Origin of the sequence: Novosphingobium oxfordense, from assembly GCF_044029435.1 — a bacterium.
In the GTDB taxonomy this organism is placed as follows: Bacteria; Pseudomonadota; Alphaproteobacteria; order Sphingomonadales; family Sphingomonadaceae; genus Novosphingobium.
The window spans coordinates 294,953-313,667 of the sequence record NZ_CP147005.1; the positions used below are offsets into that span (position 1 = coordinate 294,953).

The window sequence follows — 18,715 nt, forward strand, 5'->3', positions numbered from 1 at the left end:
AAGATCGACCTGCAGATCCGTTATCAACCAATCTTCTTTCCGATCAGTCGAACGACGATTGGATCGAATGAAGACACCGGTGATGCCCCGCATCTCGTCAACCTGAGTGAGGTCGCGCGCGGCGTTGGCTTAATCCATGCTTGTCTGAGCGCTCTCGCTGCTTCAAACGTGAGGCATGACCAATACAGAACAATCGCCAGTCGACATCTTACTTGTTGCAGCTCTCAAGATGGAGCTCGACGCTGCTCTCGAAACGCTCTCCGGCAAAGGTGTCGAAATGGTGAGCGCGGAAGTTGACGGTTTTCCGGTACTGGATGGCCGGTTGACGCTACCGTCGGGAGGTGCGCTTCGCTTGATCGCAGCAAGGCCCACGCGAATGGGGCCGATGGCGGCATCCACTTTGGCTAGTGCCCTTGCGACTTGTTTGAACCCCCGCGCGATCGCAATGTGTGGTGTTTGCGCGGGCAATCCAGCTGAGGTCGCCTTGGGAGACGTGGTCATTGCCGAACTCGCGTTCGCCCATGATGAGGGTCGCCGAACATCTTCCGGGTTCGAGCCAGATCATCGTCAAATCCCTATGGACGATCGTTGGCTTCATCTAGCGCAGGAGCTTCGGGCCGACGGACTGCCGACATTCGGCCCGGCCTCGGATGAGCTGCTGCTGGCGCAAGTTGTCAGAACAGTAGCCGAGGGAAGGATGCCTGCGACCGACCGTCTGGTGCTTAGGCTGTCAGATGGCAATGCACGATCCGCGCTGGAGCGTGCGGAGGGTGCTGGCTTAATTGAGCGAAGCGGTGCAAGTTTTCAATTGACCCCCGTCGGAGCGGAGCTCTTAGACCGGGTCTATGCTTATGGCGAGGCGCCGTGGGTCACTCTGCCATTCCGTATCCGCTCTGGCCCGATGGCGAGCGGCGGGGTGGTCGTAAAAGACGGAGTAACGTGGGATAGCCTGCGAATAGCTGGAGTGCGGACGATCACGGCGCTCGATATGGAGGCAGCCGCCATCGCACAGGTCGCTCACCGACTTAGCGTTCCGCGCTGGATCGTCGTAAAGGGTGTTATGGACTACGCCGATCCCGCCAAGGACGACCGCGTGAAGCAATTTGCGGCGCGGGCAGCCGCGGACGTCCTTCTGCGATTCCTGGAGCAAGCGACGTGGCCATCATCGCCAAACGAGCAGCAGAGCGGTTCGTCGATAAACGTCATCGGCGACGTCAACGGCTCCTTCAACGAAATCAGTCAAGTGTTCGGATCTGGGTAACCTGTCGGGAAAGGTTGGTTTGCGCTGCGTCAAGCACGCGCAGAACATCCTCGTTTTTGGGCCGATCGGGGAATGGCTCAATGGAGTATAGGATAGCACCTAGCGCTGAGACATCCCCAGCCGCCGGCCTCAACCTAATCCGCGAGATGCTCCGGATCGAAAGAGCGAAAGCGGCGGGATCAATGCCGCGGGCCGCGAGGGCCCAAACGTCTGTACCGGCGGGCTCTACCACCACTCCGGCGGGTAATGGTGCAACTTCGGGCCAGAGATGGTTCGCTAGCATTGCCGCTCTGATCACGGCTGCGACAATGCGTGCCGAGGGCGCCTGAACCATCTCGAGGGCAAGCGCCTCGTCGAGCATGCGGACGACTGCCGGGCGCGCCCCGGCCTCCTGAACAGCGAACGCGAGCAGATTACCAAGCACGCCCTCGAGCGCCTCGTCGATCTCTGGCTCCTGCACTCCACGCGCGAGACTGAGACCAAGCATGGCAAGCCGGACGGCTCTGTCTGTCCTCTTGTTCCGCTCTGCGTTTTCGATGAACGTAGCGAGGCGATCCGCGACATAGTCGAGGATAACTGCCTTTGGAATAGGAGGTCCTGGCAAGCTGTTGAGGATGGCCGGGAATTCCTCGATAAGGGCGCCGTCGCCGTACTCCGTTGCGCTGAATATTGCGTCGGAGATCGTATCCGCCAACTCGTCGGGCTCATCGAGCTCCGAAATCGCGCGGATGGCGGCAAGGTAGCTGTTAAGTACAGTGTCCGGCTGTGTCCGCGCCTGAAGCGCTGCAGCGTTGCGAAGAAGGACCGCACGCCTTAGCTTCGGTAGCTGCAAGTCTAAGGCTGCGAGGATCGCCTGCCTCGTCAAAACCTCCACGGACGTGTCGCGGCAATCCAACCTCTTTTGGAGCAGACCGAAGGATACTGACATGAGTATGCGAGCGATGACCTCGTCTTGCTCGGGTTCAGCGGTCTCGGTCGACGCGTGGAGCGCGGGAAGAAGCGTGCCTGTCGTGAAATTTAACGCAAGCTCCGCAAGCTGACCGGTCTCGGACGCATACGGCTGCCAGCTTTCGAACGTCGAGTTGGAAACTGCTGCTGATAGAACGCGGGCGACCACATCACCGAGTCTTATCGCATTCGTCCGCCGGATTAGAAACGGGATGTCACAGAGCCGACAGATCAGGCTCGCAAGGCGTATCTGGGCGCGCGGAGGTAGGACCTCGAGATGGAAGACATAAGCCATAAGCCAACGGTGAGGCGAATTGACCAGGCCGTTGGGAGCGACGGCGCCTCCGTCATCGAGGATCGCCGCATGGATCGCCTCGTAGACGCGGGCCAGTTCCTTTCCGTTCCCGTGTGCTTTGCTGCCCTGCAGGAACGCAGGAACGTCCAAACTCAGCATCTTCGGCCGGACGAAGTTGATTTGGCAGATGATCACTAAGGAGAGCCGAAGTGATCGACCTGCTTCTCTCAACCCGACTAGCAATCGAAGGATCGTCTCCTCGGGTAGCCTTGCCCAGTTGATCGCAATCCTCTCCAAGCCGAGATGCAGCGCGGACGCATAGACGCGGGAGAGTTGCTTGGGTTTGTAGTCTGGCCGCTTGGCCCTCAGGGCAGACCCGATCAGCGGGGAGTTTACTACAAATCCAATAAAGGTCTCCCCGAGCAGATCTGGAAGCATTGCCCAGTTTCGCGAGGCGCTAAATCCGGCGTCGTCTAAGAGCGCCAAGTAGGCGGAGGCATCGTCGATGCCGAGGGCGTCTGCGAGGATGAGCATAATGTCAGCTCTCGCCTGCGGGCTCGGGGGGGGGCTGCACCGCAGGTGGAAGGGGGAAAGCGCCGACAAGCAGCGCATTTGGCGATGTAGAGCCGTGGCCGTCTGCACGGGGTGGACTTGACTTATCCACTGGGAGCGGAAACCCGGAGGTCGTCATGAAGAGAAGAAGGATCGCCAAACGTGGTTGCAGGCTGAGGTTCCTGCACTTCCTGCCAAGTTGCTCGAGCTCACGCGTCAGATAGAGTTCCACCACCTTTGTGGATGTGTTCGCTTTGTTCAGCCCGATGGGATCATCGAGAAGGCGGGCGGCAAGGAGCTGAACGAGGAGCGGATTGCCGCCATCGCACCATGTTTCAAGCGCATCGTCACGTTGCTCATTGACCCGAGTGTTAAGAATATCGGCAAGATTGGGGGGCAGTTCAGCAGCGATCGCGTTGAGCAACTCTCGCGCGGTGACCTTTAGCGGGCTGAGATTGAGCGGCTTCTCGTAAAGGCTACGACTTATCCAAACGGTTGTACTGCTCAAACCCTCGGTTAAGTCAACCCACCAGCCGGTCTGCGCATTTATTCCCCGTTCTATAAGTAGAAGCCGGATTTTGCTGCCGGCTTCCTCCGCCATTTGCGCGAGGAGCGGGATCACGGTTCGGAGACGCTGTACGTCCTCTGCCGCGTAGTCAACGATCCAGATGGTGTCCTCGGTGAGAGGGGAGGCGGCGAACGCCGCCGGTTCGGGCGGCCCTTCAACGAAACCGCCCGACCAAGTCTCCGAAATGCGCAGCAGGGTTTCGAGAGCCAATCTGCTCTTACCGACGCCGCCGGCGCCGACGATCGCCCACCAAAGGAACGGCCGGGGATCGTCCAACATCTCTTTGATGGCGCCCAACTCTTCGTCACGTCCAAGGAACGGAACGCTGCGTTCCGAATAGATAAGCCACTCGGGACTAAAGGGGCGTGCGTTCCCGAAACTCCTCAGCTGTCTCGGACGAATCGCTGCACGGCCTGGCGCATAGATTTGCGTGATCCGATTGTGCGAGCCGGACACGTTCCCGACGATGTTAAAAGTGTAGTCGTTGCTCAAGTGGCCCCCTCCCCTGGAGGCTGAGAAAGCCTACCCGGTCGCAAGGCGAAGTAATTGATTCAACACCCCCCCGCAATATCCTGTAAGATGTCGCGGGAGCGCCGCGAGCGACAAAACCCGTCTGTCCGCGAACCACTCAGTTTCCGCCCGAGGTGGGGCTCGGCGAGCAACCTGAATAAACGTCGGCTTTTTGAGAAGCGCAATCTGGCCCCTTATGACCGAAAGGGGCGTCTAGTTGTCTCGCAATTAAAGTTTTGTACCAACAACCGCCGGCTACCTCAACTTGTCGCCTTGAGCTCGCGATGCGTAACCCGATGGCAGTTCGCGCAGAGGCACTGCAACTCGTCGAGCTTAGTTCGATGGCCGTCTGTCATCTCGGCGAGGTGCGTGTCGCGGTGATGAATCTCGATACATGCTTCCCCCAAATCGGACCCGAACGTTTTGACCGGGTCCATGCCGCAGCGTTCGCAGTATAGCCGTCCGTGAAGGGCGCGGAACTGATCCCGCTTAGCGGCAGCTAGTCCGGTGGAGCGCTCTCGACGTATATGTGTGACTAATCTGGGCCGCCCCTCGGCCCAGACGCGATCTTCATCCGAAAGTTCGAAAAGACTGATCGGATCAGCCTCGCCCTTGCGCACGATCCTATAGCCGTTGGCCCGCAGTACCCGGAAGCAGAGCGTGTTGTCGCCGGCGCTGAAATTTTCTGGTCCCACTTCAAACCCGAGTGCTTCTGTAGCCGCTACGCCGAAGACTGCCTTGGGCGGTAAGTGATGACCATCGAACAGGAGGTCATATTCCGTCGATGGGCCGAAACGGTGCTGTGAGTAGCCGGCGGCGACCCGTTCGGCGGCCCGCAACAGATGCTGAGCAGTGAGCGGTTGAAAGTTAGACCGTATGTCCGCCATCGGCATGCAGGGTGGCTCGCCCTACACTGTGCTTCCGAGGGTTGCTCGGGCCGGCCGAGCCGATCCTCATCGCAGGAGGACGAGCCGTGGAGAACTATACAGGTGTTTTCGTCGGAATCGACGCCGCCAAGTCGCGCAATGCGATCGCGATCGCTGATAACGAGCGAGGAGGTGAAGTTCGGTATCTGGGCGAAGTTGACGCGTCGCCTGACTCGATGCGGCGTGTCATACAGCGGATTGTAGACAAGCATGGTGGCGCCCATTTTTGTTACGAGGCGGGGCCTACGGGTTACGGCCTCTACCGCCTCATCAGATCCATGGGCCATCCGTGCGAAGTCGTGGCGCCATCATTGATCCCCAGAAAGCCGGGCGACAGGATAAAGACCAACAGGCGGGATGCGGTGGGTCTGGCGAAGCTGCTTCGCGCGGGAGAACTTACGCCAGTATGGGTCCCAGACGAGGGCCATGAAGCGATGCGCGATCTGGTTCGCACGCGCACTGCGGCGGTCGAAGCTCAGCGCGTGAACCGCCAACAAGTCAGTGGTTTCATGTTGAAGCATGGGCGGATTTATCCGCGCAAGGTTGCGTGGAGCATGCGCTACCTCCGCTGGCTTCAGGAGCAACGCTTCGATCATCCTGCGCACCAAATCGCTTTGCAGGAACTCGTTGATGCTGTTCGGGTGTCCACGGAACGGATCAAACGGATTGAAGCGGCAATAGAGGAGTTCCTGCCTGCCTGGTCGCTAGCGCCGGTTGTTCGAGCTCTTCAAGCCTTGCGCGGCGTAGACCTGATTGTTGCCGTCACCTTCGCAACCGAGATTGGCGATGTGCGTCGCTTCGACAGTCCCCGCCAACTGATGGGCTATGTCGGCTTGGTACCGAGCGAACGCTCCACGGGCGATACAATCCGGCGAGGCGGCATCACAAAGGCTGGCAATAAACGCGTCCGTCACATGCTCGTGGAAAGCGCGTGGAGCTATCGCATGCCCCCACGGGTTGGACCTAAGAAGCTCTACCGCCTCGAACAAACCACCCCTGAGGTGCGTGAGATCGCATGGAAGGCCCAGAGCCGGCTGACCTCCCGCTATCGGACACTAAGCGCCAGAGGCAAGAAATCGACTGTCGTGTGTGCAGCGATCGCCCGCGAACTGGCGGGGTTTATGTGGGCAGTCGCCCGGGAGGCGCAGCCCGCTTGAGATAGACCGCCACCACCGCGCACAGGCGGGGGTGGGACCACGGCAGGGGAACATCCGTCAGCGCTATGTGGCCGGCATCGCCGACGCCCGATGTTAGACAGGATAAGCCCCGGACGCAAAATCGGGAATGCGGTATCCAACCCGCGTATCAGAGCTTGATCACCGACGTCTCTCAGGTCCCTCCCCCACCTATGCGCGGCTGACTATAGGCCGCTCACCAGGGCGAACGCTTCCGCGTGCTTGAAACGTTGACAGCGGACATCAGAGCGGTGCGAGAACCCCACGTGGACGCTGCTGATTATCGGATTTCGACGTTTCGCGCGCCGCCGATGCTGACGTGAAGCATCTCGACCAGCTCTGGAACGACCTTCCAGGACTGGGTCAGGATTTCACCGGCCTGGCCGCGTAGTGCGTTCTGGCGTTGATCCTCAGGCATCATGGTCGTGCAATGGCCGAGGATGGCGGTCAGTGGGTGGCCGATTTCCGGATTGGATATGTGCGGCTTCCAGTCGTCGATGCTGAGCCGCATGCCGAGGTAGAAGCCATTGGCGAAGTCCTCCAGGAGAACTTCGCCGGCGTCCGTGCGCATGTAAATGGGGGCATAGCGCTTCGGACCACCGGACAGGGTCGCGCCAATCTGGCTATACCGCTGGAAGATCGTGTTGCGGACGGCCTCCTCGATACTGCCATCCGGCGCCCAGGCGATACCGTCTCCGACTATGGGCCGCAGCCAGTCTTCAGGAGGAATAAACTGGGGCGATACGACGAGTGCCGCGAGATAGCCGTCGATCATCGATACTCCCGGCATCGGATGCTCGCGAGTGGCCAGCCATTCCTCAAGCTTTTCATGCGTGAGGATGCGCGCTCTTCTGGGCTTCTTTGGGCGCTTGAAGCGATTGGTGCTGCTCATGCGGCCAGTCGCATAACCGTAGGTTCGGCAGGCCGCCAGTTCCACGCCAGGAGTTGGTCCAGATCATTGTTAAGGACCTCGCCCGATATGATCCGGGTCAGCACATCGCTCAGCCAGGTGAACGGATCGAGCCCGTTCAATTTTGCTGTCTGGAGCAAGGAAGCGAGCACCGCCCATGTATGAGCCCCGCCTTCGTTGCCAGCGAACAGACTATTGCGGCGCCCGATTCCAATCGGGCGCATTTGCCTCTCGATCATATTGTTATCGACCTCGACGCGGCCATCTTCGAGGAACAGGGTGAGGCCGCGCCAGTGGCCCTGAGCATAGCGGATGTGCCCTGCCAGATCCGAGACCTGCGAGACGCGCGGCAAGGTATCGTCGAGCAGTGCCTTGAGCTCTTCCATGACAGGCCTGGATTTTTCCTGCCGCGTGAGGAGCCGGTGCTCGGCACTGGTGCCACGGATTTCCGCCTCGATCCGATAGATGCGGCCCAGCAGGGCGATGATCTGGGCGGTAATTGGCGATCGGGTGCTCTTGTGCAGGTCGACGAAGCGCCGACGCAGGTGGGCAAGGCAGAACGCGAGCCGGATGCCTCCGGATAACCCGTCCGGGCTTTCCAGGCCCTTGTAAGCATTATAGCCATCGACCTGGAGCACGCCCTGATAGCGGCCAAGCTGCTCGGATATCGTACGGTGGCTTCGGGATCTGGCATGGACGTAGCACACTGCCGGTGGCGCCGGCCCGTTCCAGGGGCGGTCATCGGTTCCATGGGCCCAGAACTGGTCGATGCGCACTTTGCCGTTTCCACCTCCAATCACAGGCATCCGGGTTTCGTCGACGTGGATGCGGGGGTGACTATGGATTGCCCGCAGTTGCAGATCGTAGAGACCTTCCAGCCACCAGGCCGCGCACTTCAGCCAGCGCGTTAGCGTCGATCGATCAATCTGCAGGCCATGCCCTGCCAGCATCTGGGCCTGGCGATAAACCGGAAGGTACCAGGCGAAGCGCTGTGTCACGATCCAGGCGATCAGCGAGGTTGTCGCCATTCCGCCTTCAATCATCCTGCGCGGCGCCGGCGCCTGGACGATGCCACTCTCGCAGGTCCGGCAAGCGTACTTGGGACGGACGGTGGCAATCACCCGCAGGATGGCGGGCACGATGTCGAGCGCCTCGCTTACGTCTTCGCCGATCCTGTGCATGCCACCCTGACAGCAGGCACACTGCGTGCTTTCAGGTTCGATGACGTGAACGAGGCGGGGCAGATGTTTGGGCAGAGCGCCGATGTTGCGCCTGGCACGAGGCTTTGCCCCCTTGGGTATCGAATCGTCGTTGGCTGCTGGGGCCACGTCAACGGCGCGCAGGTCCCCTAGGTCGAGGCTGCCTTGGCCGTCCAGAACGATGCGCGCTTTCTCGGAGCGCGAGCCGAAGAGCATCGCCTTGTAGGTGTTCAGCAGCTTGGAGGCCGCCTCGAGTTCGGCCTCCAGTTCCGCCACCCGGCGGGTCATCGCATCCAGTGCGGCAGCCTGATTTTCCGGAGGGAGGGTCACTTGATTTTGTTACCACAAAATCGTGTCAAAACCCAATAAATCCGGCACTTTCAGCCCGCCATCTCGGGCTTTTTTACAGGGTTCTGCTCGAGCCGGCGCCAGTCCATTCCCGCCAGAAGCAGCGTCATCTGCGCCGAGGTCAGCTTGATCACCCCGCCTGTCACGGGGGGCCAGAAAAACTTTCCAGCCTCAAGCCACTTCGTCACCATGATGGTTCCCGATCCGTCAAAATGCAGGAGCTTCAAACGGTCCATCCGCTTCGACCGGAAGACGAAGACATCGTTGGAATAGGGATCGCGGCCCAACTCGTTGGCCACCAGAGATGCGAGCTTGTTGATACCGGCCCTGAAGTCGATCGGTCCCGCCACCAGCACGACCTTCAGATCGCTATGCCCTCCGATCATCCCTGCCGCAGCGCCTCGCACACAATTTTCAAGACACCCGCATCCACCGCGCCGCGCACCACGACATGGGCACCTTCGAAGTCAATCTCGAGGCTTCCTTCTGGAGCCTGCACGCCGTCATCGACTTCCAGCGGCACAAACGAGATCGGCTCCATCGCTGCCCGGTCGCGCACCGTTCGCCGCCAATAATGGAGCAGTCCAGGGCTCACACCATGGTGCCGCGCCACCGCGCTGATATTGACGCCCGGCTCAAAGCTCTCCGCTGTGATCCGCGCCTTCTCGCGTGGATCCCACCGTCGGTTGCGCTTCTGCGGGGAGAGGATTGTCGCTTCGGCTAAATCCGACTTCGCACTGTGCCGCACACCGTCCCAATGCGTATTCGCACACTGTGCCGCACTGTTTAAATCGCCGTTCAAGCCGATGTTATCGTCTTCGAGCATCTCTGCCATCTCCGCTGCCAATCAAAGGCAGGGTCATCGGCTCAGCAATCAGCGCCGTCTACGTGGGGCGCTCGCACCGTTAACGGTTGAAACGTCTCTGCAAGGAAGCGCCTGTCATGACGATGGTCAGGCCACGCACCCTGCTTACGCAGAAAGCCAAGCATCTCATTGACATCTGCGACGGTTCGAAGGTGTCGGCGATACTCGTTTAGACTATTGGGCTTTACCGGACCGAACGCCGCAACGGCCGCATCGAACAGGTTGGGATTGATGTTGAGGATGGGCCGTCGAAGGTAGAAGTTCACATGATCGGTATGAGCCTGCGCCGAAAAAGGATTGAGCTTGCGATCGGGCCATTGCAGTTCGACGGACCGGACGGCGTTAGTTCGGGGTACGAAGAGAAATCCTGCCGCTCCGGAATGCGCGATCAGGTAGTCGAACGCGGCAAGAGCGGGCGACGCGGACGCGAATGTCGCCCGCACGAGGTTAAATTCCTGACCCATGCTTCCTCCCGAGAGTCCTGCCGATTATCTGTGTTGCCGTGCGGAGTTGCGCCAGAACTTGTGATTGGTCGGCCCTTAGCCTTCAGGTGTCGAGATCGCAAACTGGAGCAGACGGGGGACTACAAGAAGGCACGGTTGTTCCGGCACGGCTGCTATGGATGCGGGGCAGACCGGCGGCTCCCGGATTGTCGAAAGTGTTCGCCGCCGCCCTGATGGTGCCTAGCTGACCCTAGGCGGCTCCGGTTGTGCCGTCGCATGGCGGGCAATATCACGCAACAGGGACTGGCAGGACTAGCTGGTCGCTGTACGGGGGGCCGGGTCGGCAATTTCCGACGCGAGGTTGGGGAACTAGCTGATGGACAGGTTGAAGGGAAAATTCATTTCGTTTCTGGCGGACCGCCCGAAGGTCACAAGTGTGACAAACGCGGAGATCAGGAAGGATCCTGGTCATCTCGTGACTGACTATCTTGATCTCGCGAGCAAGATTGGTGAACTGCAGTTTCGTCTGAGGCAACACGTCATAGTCTTTCGCGGGCAGGGCATCGATCACCGGGATGGGAAGGGGCAGACTATGCTCCGACCGACGATGTTCCGGCCTGATGCCGGTAGCAAGCAGACAAGGATTGCCGATCTCGAGACCCGTTTCAGTAGGCTGGAGCAGGCCGAGAAACTTCTGCTGGAAATATTTGAAGATTACAGAGGTTTGGGCAAAACTCGTATGCGCAGGCAGCGCCTGTTACGTTGGGCTGTTCTTCAGCACTATGAGATCTGCCCCACGCCGTTGCTTGACGTCTCGCAGTCACTCCGAATAGCAGCGTCCTTTGCCACAGTTCCCGATGCGACCGACGCGTATTTGTATGCCATCGCCATCCCAAACATCAGCGGCGCAGTCACGGCAAGCGCCGAGGCAGCGATGCAGGTCGTTCGGCTCAACAGTGTCTGTCCGCCTACGGCAATTCGCGCCCACGTACAGGAAGGATATCTCTTGGGCGAGTATCCTGAGTTTTCCGATGCTAGCCAGCATAAATTTCTGAAGCCGTATCAGGTTGATTTCGGTCGGAGGCTCGTTGGGAAATTCCGTTTCAACCCGAAAACGTTCTGGGCGGCGCAAGCAGGTTTCCCACTTGTCAGTCACAATGCTCTCTATCCGAAAGGCGACGGATGGTTCGACAAGGAAATTGCGGCGCTGCCGTCGAAGTTAGCGGAAGAAGACAAGAAAGAGGCGGGATGACCAGAGTCGCCCCTTTCGCAGGGCTAATAGAGCGCCTCACCTCCGCCTATTCGAAAACTCGCGCCGCTCGCAGCAATGATCCTGTCCGCTGCATCAACTTGAAGGACGAAGCTGGGAAGAGAGTGAAGTTGATTTTAGGAACGCGGCAACGGCGTCAGCCGAACCCTCGATCTTGGCTCGGGTCGACAACTCGCACTCCCAAACAACTAGCACATGCCAACCCTGCTCAAGAAGAAAGGCAATATTCCTTGCATCGCGCGCGACATTCTTGTCGAATTTGTCGACCCAGAATTCCGTATTGGTTTTCGGTGTGCTTGCGACCTTGCAGCCCTTGTGCCGATGCCAAAAACACCCATGAACGAATATCACGGCCTTGTACTTCGGGAGTACGATGTCCGGCTTGCCAGGCAACTTTGCCCCATGAAGCCGGAATCGCAGCCCTTTCGCATGTAACGCCTTACGCAAAGCGACTTCCGGCTTCGTGTCTCTCGCACGAATGCGACCCATGCGCATCGATCGCTCTGCGGGGGTCAAGGTATCCACCATGCATGGGGAACTAAGGACTGGGAGGCCTGGTTGCTGCGATCTCGAAGAATGGATGGCCTCGGAGGACCTCGCCTGGGACGTCGAAGGATTTATAGAGGCACTGGTGTACCTGAAGTGACTTGACACGTTCAGCCAACTCGACTGCTCCTCCCGTGAAACCGAGCGCAGACAGTTCGGTTGGAGTGACGTTCGGGACTTTATGGATGAACCAGCTCAACAGCGGTTCGCGATAGTCGGTCGAATTCACCTTGAAATGGCGAAGATATTGCGAGGCCAAAATCACGCCGGCGCCGAATTCACGTCCTTGCAGCAGCAGCTTCCTCAAGACGTCGAACTCGTAACGCATGATGTTGTCGGCCTCGTCCACGAGCAAGTATGAGTCAATTGCACGCAGCTGTGGGTCATTGCCGAGGAACGGGCGCTTGGGGGTCCGCAACATGTTCTCATAGAACATGTTGAGCATGACCGCGACCAACATGTTCTTGCTCCTGTCGTCTTGGCCCAAGGCATCGAGGGAGATCACGACCACCCCGTCGAGGAACTCATCGAACGGGAGGGTATCCGTCGGACTTGATGCGAATACCTCCATGTCCACCAGATCATCGATGATCGCCATGGGCGAGTCGGACTTGCCGTCGAGGATCTCGCTATATGCGGTGTGCACGTCGTAGAGGGTGGGCTGCCTATCGCTGCCGCATGCCTCGTAAGCGCCCTTGACCGCCTTCTTCAGCTTGTCCCGCTGCACGGGTCCGATGCCAGTGTAGATCTTGTCCAACACATCCGCGAAGAATCGGAATCGATCGAGCCATGGCGCCGCAGTCTCGCCCATCGCGGACGTGTCGAATAGGTTCAAGGGCAGCTTGTAGGGCTTGACCACCCGCGCTCCGGTAGCCGCGACGAAGTCAGGACTACTGTAATCCCTCTTATAGTCGAAGATCAGGAAACGGGGCTTGATCCCACGGTTTTCAATCGCCGCCCCCGAAATCTGCATGATGAGCGATTTTAGTAGCTGGGTCTTGCCCGTTCCAAGGTCGCCCACCACGCCCATGTTCAGCTGGTTAAGACGCGTGTCCGAGATGTTGAGTTTGATTTCGGCTGGCTTGAACGAATCGATCGTCGAGCCAATCTCCAGCAAAACGCCGGAGCAATCGCTCCCATCCAGCGGTTGCTTCGGCACTAGTTCCGAATGCGTGGGCTCGCCGGCGGCGCCAGCGGGGGCGGCCTCCACTACCAGAATGTCCGACGACCCAATAGTCGCACCACCCACTCCGGCTGCCGGGGGCCCATCTTCCATGGCGTCGTCCGGAAGCGACGCCTGCCCAGTCGATGCCGGGAAGAGCTTCCAATCGCCCACGCGTGCCCGGACCGTTTCGTAGAACTCCGCGGGGTCGCCAGCGACGATCTGGCCCGCATCCACGCTTCCAATAGTGACTGTTTCGTCGAAAGTGTCGTTGTCGCGATCGCGGACACCACTGAGCGGGCTATCATCCACGACGATCAACCGGCCCCGTTGGTCGACCGAGACACATGGCGTAGTGCCAAGGATTGCCGCGGCAATCTTCTCGTGAAGTGCAGACCACTCGGCATCCTTGCCTTGGACGTCGGCATGCTGGCTATAGACGCGCATTCCGAAGCCGATGATCGACAGTAGCAAGTGCTGGAATGCCAGACGCCAGACGGCTGGCTGCCCCTCGTGGGGGAGCATTGAGGTGAGGAGCCTGGAGAATGTTCGTGCCTGCTCAAGCGCGGCATCGACTTCCCCTACTGGAAATACGGATCCAGGCCTGCACTTCACTTCGACCGGCGTGAGGTGGATCCGAAGGCCGCCGGGGCCATCCTTGACTCCAATGACCAGCAGGTCTGGCCTTGAAAGCGAGGCGTCTTTCCGGTCACTCCCCAGCGACTTCGCCAAGTCGGCGAAATAGCCGCGGAACGGGTCGACGGGCACGATGATGCACGCAGTGACTTCCCCATCGACGGCCTCGATGACAGGCAGCAGGCTTGCCCCGATGTTTTCCAGCCGAAAGCGATCCTGCAGAAGACGGACCGCCACGAACAGCCCGAGGTCACCGGTGGCGCCAGCATTGTCGCCTGCCAGACCACGAATCGTGGGAATTCCACGTCGAGCGATTTCGTGCAGGATGTCCTGCACAGATTCAGGTTGCAGGCTTTTGCAACCCGGTATCAGGCCCAATGCGCGCGCGAGCGCCTCTCGATCCGAATCCTTTACCCGCGACAGTAGGTAGTAGCCATTGGTGTCGCCAGCACGATGGGAGTACGACGGCATGTCGTAGTCCCACAGGTAGGAGTCCTGCAACCAGCCGCCCAAGAAGCACGCCGGGTCGATTGCCGATGAAGACGCAGCGACATAGTCGGCCTTCCGCGATTCCAGCATGTGGCGAACCGCGTTCACGTTCGGGGCGAATCGCATCCCTGTCCGCCGTTCGCCGAGGCTCTCGAGCGTGGCGACGCAAGCGGCGACCTTGTCTGCAAGTACATCGCCGGAAGAGGGGACGGGGACGGACTGGCGAGTTTCGCTCAGGAACGCGTTAGGCAATTGCCGCCTGATCCGGTGCCTCAACAATGCCCCATGCCCCAATGGTGACCTACCGCCTACTTCGGTCGCGCCGGGCTCCGACATGTCGAGCTGCGCAATGATCCCCAGATCAGGTCGAGCGGACGGAGGCTGCTTACCGAACCAACGCACGCAGTTCTTTGTATCTTCCGTCAGGTTGGCGATGGTGGCATCGTCGGGTCGAGATGCTGCATCGCGATCGTCATAGATGTCGACGAAACGAGGCCCAGCGGCCTGCCTTGGAGCTCTGCTGCTCCTTTCGCGATACCTTTCGGAACACCAGCTAATCAGGCCCTCATTGCATGCATCAGTCGCGCCACCAGCACTCGCCACCGCGACACCGACCGTCGGCTTTGCTGCCAACAAGCCCGACACATCGTCTAGTGCACGAGCGACCTGCGCGGCGCTGAAACCTACTGAAATCCCTCCGACCGAGATTCCGAAGGCCTCGCCAAAGGGAGCGATCTTGGATCGCTGGGGCAAACGGCTTAGCCGATCCCCATTCCAGAGGACGGACCAGTAATCGGTTCCATTCTCCACTGCGAGGAAATCGACGCGTTCGATCCCACTTGGCGATCGAAGGGCCAGAGTGAGCAGATCGGGAATGCAATCAGGATCAAGCACGCTTGCGGCCGGACAGGGGGTGCCTCCGGTCTCCGCTGTATACAGCACCGATTGTGCAACAGCGTGCCATGCCAGTCGCGCCGGATGGAGCGGCGACAAGAGGATTGCGTCCGGTACGCGCGATATTGTGCGGCGATCATCCTCCAGTGAAGCCACCACAGCGACATCGACCCAACAAGCAATGTCGGGATCCGAGACGAGCCAAGACTGGTACGCATCGAGGTACTGCTCGATGAGCGCCTTGAACTCGTCATCGTCATGTAGCCACCGCCCTATTTCGGCAGATTCGACGAGGCCAGTCTGGTCTCCCTGGCCTAGAACACGGCGGGCAATCGAGCGCCGGGCCTCAATGAAGCCTTCGGGCGGCACGAATTCGGAGGGGGAAGGCCTCGGATCCTGCAGGAAGTACCCTTCGGAAAAGACCAGTCTCGAGCCGTCATCCCAAGTGGGCTGCGCCCAGGCGTTAACGTAGTCGTCCGCTAGGACCACTGGAAGATATGAACGTGCCGCCGAGTCTTCCGCTAGCATCCAGTCCTGAAGGCTCGAGGAGCGTGCGCTCCTATTCAACTGGACCACCGGCTTTGCGCCGGAGGGATCGATGGCTCTGCGATTCGCTCGTATCAGGCGCTCGAATTCGCTGCGGCACCCCAGTTCGACCACTTCCTCCACGACGAGGAACACCCGGCAAGTGTCATGCGTGGCTTTGCCCTGCGCATCGGTCTTGGCGAAGCCGATGTCGACCTGAAAGTTAGAGTCAGCCTCGACCTCGATCTGGTGGAGGTTCGATCGAACGAACCGGACTGCTAGATCCTGCGCCTGGTCCAAATCCCCCAGGACATCGTCTGCGGATCCACGAGCCAAGGTGTCCAAGGTGACCCCAGGACTGGTAAAGACCATGAGTTCGTAGCGCCCTCCACCAGGCACCGAGATGCTCGTCTCGAGCGAGGGAGCTCCCTTCGGGGCTCGCGTCGGCTTGCGGGGTGGGATAAGCTTTCGCGCAAGCCTACAAGCGACGAAGATTCCAGGCTGCCAAGTCTCGAGGGAAATCACCTTCACGGCGCCTGGCTTGAAGTTTTCTGCGGAAGCCGAGTACCTGATCGGTGCTTTGTGCGGAGGCGGCACGTCTGCGAGGAATTTCGCGGGTGACGGTTCTTCCCCGCCAACCTCTAACTCGCCTATCTTAGCGTTCTTTCCTCGCTCTATCGTGACAAGGGTGGAAGCAACGTCTGGTCCCACTACTTCGAAGGCGAGCTCAACGAAGGACTCCACCAAGGCAGGAATGCCCTTCGCCGCTGGTAGGAGCAAGTTCGAGCAGGCCATGCGGATGTCGCCTTGGGAGGCGGTGTCCTCGGTCAAGAGCTCAGCCCACTTCTCGGCGCTTAGCGAGCGCCACCAATCGGGCGCGCCTGTTATCTCGAGCCCACTATCCGGCACATAGAAGGCCGATGGCGCACGCTCGAATTTCGATTGCAAGTCGCACGCCACCCTGAGGTGGTCCAAGAAGGCTTCGAGGTTCCGGCTGTCTTCTTCCGAGACGCCCTCCTGCGCGCGTCGAATTCCAGGCCCGAACCCATCGGACATTGCATCCGCGATCTTCTCGAGTACGGAACCTTGCTCGCGCGCGGAAAGGGATCCATCCCGCATTGGCGGTAGCCCGCATGCCAGACTGAGTAGCATGCCTCCTGGCAATCCCATCTCAATGGGCGTTTTTGAATAGATACGGGATATTATCCGCCAGGCCGCGGTCCGCTGCGTGCGCTCGGGATCGATGTCATCGACTGCAGCTACTGCCCTGCCAACTAGCTTGCGCCCCTCGTCCCGTTGGCTCGCATCGGCAATGCCCAGTTCTCCAATACCAAACGCTACGACGTCTTGGACGAACTCGTCGGCCCACCAATCCTCGATCGCGACGTTTCCACCGTTATGGGCCGCGCCGACGCCAAACTCATCAGCAGTCGATGTCACGGATCGCATGCTGTGCTGGCCTGGTGGAACCAGCGCGACGAAGGCAGGCTTCGATGGCGAATTCCTCAAGTTCAGCAGATGCGTGTCATCGCAACGCCCAGAATCCCCGAGCGCAGGGTTCGCATGGCCTGGAGGTAGCTGCGGCAATTGCAAGAGTATTGGTACGCCGACGCCAGTCGGATCGGACGTTAACAGCTCGAAGACGCTCGCGAGGATTTCCATCGGTGGCCCATGGAAGATAAGCCGGACCTCGCCTTTGCCCTCCGACAACGACAAGGAAAGCTTTTCTCGCACGACATCGGCGATCCGGGCGACAAGGCGGTTCATGCAATCTCTTCCTGCGAGGCTGGAAAGGGCGGGACTAGCAACATCCCGCTCTCGGCATCGGGGCTATCTAGGACAAGTCCAAGCATCCGCAGCTGATGGCCGAGGTCATTCGTGGCAATTTCGTTGTGGTCGACGACGACCCCATATCCCGCCAAGTGCTGGGACAAGCGCCGGACCGAACGGGGGCCGGTTGTTCCGGACAGTGCGCAATGGACCAACGCCAGAACGCTCACGGGGCCGAGCCCGACGACCCATGGGCTCGAGTTGCTCGTTCCTCGCTTTCGAAGGATGAACCCTTGGTCATACCCACGAAGGACGGGATTTGCGGCCTGCCGCTGGCCCAGTACGTGGCGGGCAAACTCCAGGATGTTGGAGCCGATGCCCTTCTTGCACGCCAACGTGCGGGTTTCTCTTTCGGAGACCTCGACGACGATCGCCCCAAGTTCTGTGCCGGCGATCGCCGAGGCATTCGCCCTTATGGCCTCGCATGCTCGCCAGATCGATGCCGCGGAAGAAAGCGGCTTGGTTTCGCTACCCAAGGAAGAGAGCGTCCAAAGGACTGCATTGATCCCAAGTCGCGCCCTCAGGAAGGAAGATGCCCGGTCCTTGATCCCTGGCAGCGCCCTATCACCATAGGACAGGAATTCGAACCTCTGCGGATATAGCGCCTCGCGCACTTCAGCCTCACTATTTGGCCCTTTCCCAGCGAGGGCGGACGAAAGGCATTCCCACGTGCGAGCGTGGACTTCGCATAGCCACGCGACATGGGCGACTGCGGCTAGACGTACGACTGCCTCGAGCAAGCTAGTCCACTGCCGACGGGTCATCGAATGTTTTGCCCCGATGACGGCTTGTAGGTCATGGACGAAACGCTTCGCGGGATAGTTCAAGCCCTCCCGGTCGTTAGGCGCCAGAGCCGCTTCATCGCCGACTTCGACAAGCTGCCAGTTTGGTGTCGGGATCCAAGCTTCCATTTCAGACTGAAGGAAGCGAGCGAAGATGTCATCCTCGTCGATGACCGAGAGCGCCTCGTACAGCCCCGACCACGCCATGGCTGCCTCGTCGTGGTTGCGTGATCCCAGCAAGATCATCTTCCTCACGAGCCCTCCAGCTGGCCATGAATTGCTGCTCAGACGGGCTGAACCCGAGAAAATCGCAGCCTGGGGCACGAGGGGCGTCACTTGCACGAAGCGCTTGGACGATTGGTTGGGAAGCTTGGGGCTCTCTAGCACGGATTGGAGAAGCAAGTGGAAGGCATCGGCATCTAGTGCGGCTCCGTCGGGCTTCCAGTCGCGATCTCGTGCCTTCTGCACGCTTCGGTCTAACTCGCGCCCTGCCTGGGGAACGGTCCGTTCGGTAGCGTCCTTCAGCCCCACGTGCCGGTACAAGGATGCAAGCAAAACCTCTGAGCTCGCGTACTCGGGGG

General features: G+C 59.9%; 14 protein-coding genes. 3 read left to right on the forward strand and 11 right to left on the reverse strand.

The window, feature by feature from the left end; translation table 11 throughout:
* Positions 1–175 precede the first annotated feature (175 nt).
* Complete coding sequence (locus tag WBP07_RS01430) at positions 176–1,261, forward strand: hypothetical protein (RefSeq protein WP_395393747.1); 1,086 nt, start codon at positions 176–178, stop codon at positions 1,259–1,261.
* Here the strand turns inward: WBP07_RS01430 and WBP07_RS01435 are convergent.
* From WBP07_RS01435 to WBP07_RS01445, 3 genes are all read right to left on the reverse strand, one after another.
* Positions 1,236–3,038 carry a hypothetical protein gene (locus tag WBP07_RS01435; protein WP_395393749.1) on the reverse strand — a complete coding sequence of 601 codons (1,803 nt, stop codon included), beginning with the start codon at positions 3,036–3,038 and terminating at the stop codon, positions 1,236–1,238. The genes WBP07_RS01430 and WBP07_RS01435 overlap by 26 nt on opposite strands.
* Positions 3,039–3,042: 4 nt before the next feature.
* Positions 3,043–4,116 carry a hypothetical protein gene (locus WBP07_RS01440; protein WP_395393751.1) on the reverse strand — a complete coding sequence of 358 codons (1,074 nt, stop codon included), beginning with the start codon at positions 4,114–4,116 and terminating at the stop codon, positions 3,043–3,045.
* Positions 4,117–4,394: 278 nt separating this feature from the next.
* Positions 4,395–5,027 (reverse strand): hypothetical protein, encoded by a 633-nt coding sequence (locus WBP07_RS01445; RefSeq protein ID WP_395393753.1) that lies wholly within the window; start codon positions 5,025–5,027, stop codon positions 4,395–4,397.
* Positions 5,028–5,107: 80 nt separating this feature from the next.
* Between WBP07_RS01445 and WBP07_RS01450 the strand changes: the two genes are divergently transcribed.
* On the forward strand, positions 5,108–6,217 hold the full coding sequence (locus WBP07_RS01450; RefSeq protein WP_395390983.1) for an IS110 family transposase: 1,110 nt from the start codon (positions 5,108–5,110) through the stop codon (positions 6,215–6,217).
* A 298-nt stretch (positions 6,218–6,515) separates the two neighbouring features.
* On the opposite strand, the gene WBP07_RS01455 is transcribed toward WBP07_RS01450, so the two are convergent.
* From WBP07_RS01455 to WBP07_RS01475, 5 genes are all read right to left on the reverse strand, one after another.
* Positions 6,516–7,127 carry a UPF0149 family protein gene (locus WBP07_RS01455; RefSeq protein WP_395393755.1) on the reverse strand — a complete coding sequence of 204 codons (612 nt, stop codon included), beginning with the start codon at positions 7,125–7,127 and terminating at the stop codon, positions 6,516–6,518.
* On the reverse strand, positions 7,124–8,632 hold the full coding sequence (tnpC, locus tag WBP07_RS01460) for an IS66 family transposase (RefSeq protein WP_395395693.1): 1,509 nt from the start codon (positions 8,630–8,632) through the stop codon (positions 7,124–7,126). Before tnpC ends, WBP07_RS01455 begins: the two co-directional genes overlap by 4 nt.
* Before the next feature lie 92 nt (positions 8,633–8,724).
* Positions 8,725–9,078, reverse strand: a complete 354-nt coding sequence (gene tnpB / locus WBP07_RS01465; protein ID WP_395393757.1) for an IS66 family insertion sequence element accessory protein TnpB — start codon at positions 9,076–9,078, stop codon at positions 8,725–8,727.
* A complete protein-coding gene (gene tnpA / locus WBP07_RS01470; RefSeq protein ID WP_395393759.1) occupies positions 9,075–9,518 on the reverse strand; it encodes an IS66-like element accessory protein TnpA in 444 nt (147 codons plus the stop codon). Before tnpA ends, tnpB begins: the two co-directional genes overlap by 4 nt.
* Before the next feature lie 41 nt (positions 9,519–9,559).
* The gene (locus WBP07_RS01475) at positions 9,560–10,021 is read right to left on the reverse strand and encodes a hypothetical protein (RefSeq protein WP_395393762.1); all 462 of its coding nucleotides are present in this window, start codon (positions 10,019–10,021) and stop codon (positions 9,560–9,562) included.
* 355 nt (positions 10,022–10,376) lie between these two features.
* On the opposite strand from WBP07_RS01475, the gene WBP07_RS01480 reads away from it, so the two are divergent.
* On the forward strand, positions 10,377–11,252 hold the full coding sequence (locus WBP07_RS01480) for an FRG domain-containing protein (RefSeq protein ID WP_395393764.1): 876 nt from the start codon (positions 10,377–10,379) through the stop codon (positions 11,250–11,252).
* Between the two features lie 93 nt (positions 11,253–11,345).
* Here WBP07_RS01480 and WBP07_RS01485 read toward each other — a convergent pair whose 3' ends face one another.
* Genes WBP07_RS01485 through WBP07_RS01495 form a run of 3 tightly spaced genes read right to left on the reverse strand, consistent with a single transcriptional unit; the run spans position 11,346 to position 18,389 of the window.
* On the reverse strand, positions 11,346–11,798 hold the full coding sequence (locus WBP07_RS01485; RefSeq protein ID WP_395393766.1) for a very short patch repair endonuclease: 453 nt from the start codon (positions 11,796–11,798) through the stop codon (positions 11,346–11,348).
* A gap of 10 nt (positions 11,799–11,808) precedes the next feature.
* Positions 11,809–17,289 (reverse strand): hypothetical protein, encoded by a 5,481-nt coding sequence (locus WBP07_RS01490; RefSeq protein ID WP_395393768.1) that lies wholly within the window; start codon positions 17,287–17,289, stop codon positions 11,809–11,811.
* A complete protein-coding gene (locus tag WBP07_RS01495) occupies positions 17,286–18,389 on the reverse strand; it encodes a hypothetical protein (protein ID WP_395393770.1) in 1,104 nt (367 codons plus the stop codon). Before WBP07_RS01495 ends, WBP07_RS01490 begins: the two co-directional genes overlap by 4 nt.
* Between the last annotated feature and the right edge of the window lie 326 nt (positions 18,390–18,715).

What these genes read in the sequence shown, in the direction of transcription:
- tnpA (WP_395393759.1), bottom strand. Translation starts at nt 9,518, where the DNA reads ATGCTCGAAGACGATAACATCGGCTTGAACGGCGATTTAAACAGTGCG.
- WBP07_RS01490 (WP_395393768.1), bottom strand. Translation starts at nt 17,289, where the DNA reads ATGAACCGCCTTGTCGCCCGGATCGCCGATGTCGTGCGAGAAAAGCTT.
- WBP07_RS01430 (WP_395393747.1), top strand. Translation starts at nt 176, where the DNA reads ATGACCAATACAGAACAATCGCCAGTCGACATCTTACTTGTTGCAGCT.
- WBP07_RS01445 (WP_395393753.1), bottom strand. Translation starts at nt 5,027, where the DNA reads ATGCCGATGGCGGACATACGGTCTAACTTTCAACCGCTCACTGCTCAG.
- WBP07_RS01475 (WP_395393762.1), bottom strand. Translation starts at nt 10,021, where the DNA reads ATGGGTCAGGAATTTAACCTCGTGCGGGCGACATTCGCGTCCGCGTCG.
- WBP07_RS01485 (WP_395393766.1), bottom strand. Translation starts at nt 11,798, where the DNA reads ATGGTGGATACCTTGACCCCCGCAGAGCGATCGATGCGCATGGGTCGC.
- tnpC (WP_395395693.1), bottom strand. Translation starts at nt 8,632, where the DNA reads ATGACCCGCCGGGTGGCGGAACTGGAGGCCGAACTCGAGGCGGCCTCC.
- tnpB (WP_395393757.1), bottom strand. Translation starts at nt 9,078, where the DNA reads ATGATCGGAGGGCATAGCGATCTGAAGGTCGTGCTGGTGGCGGGACCG.
- WBP07_RS01455 (WP_395393755.1), bottom strand. Translation starts at nt 7,127, where the DNA reads ATGAGCAGCACCAATCGCTTCAAGCGCCCAAAGAAGCCCAGAAGAGCG.
- WBP07_RS01435 (WP_395393749.1), bottom strand. Translation starts at nt 3,038, where the DNA reads ATGCTCATCCTCGCAGACGCCCTCGGCATCGACGATGCCTCCGCCTAC.
- WBP07_RS01480 (WP_395393764.1), top strand. Translation starts at nt 10,377, where the DNA reads ATGGACAGGTTGAAGGGAAAATTCATTTCGTTTCTGGCGGACCGCCCG.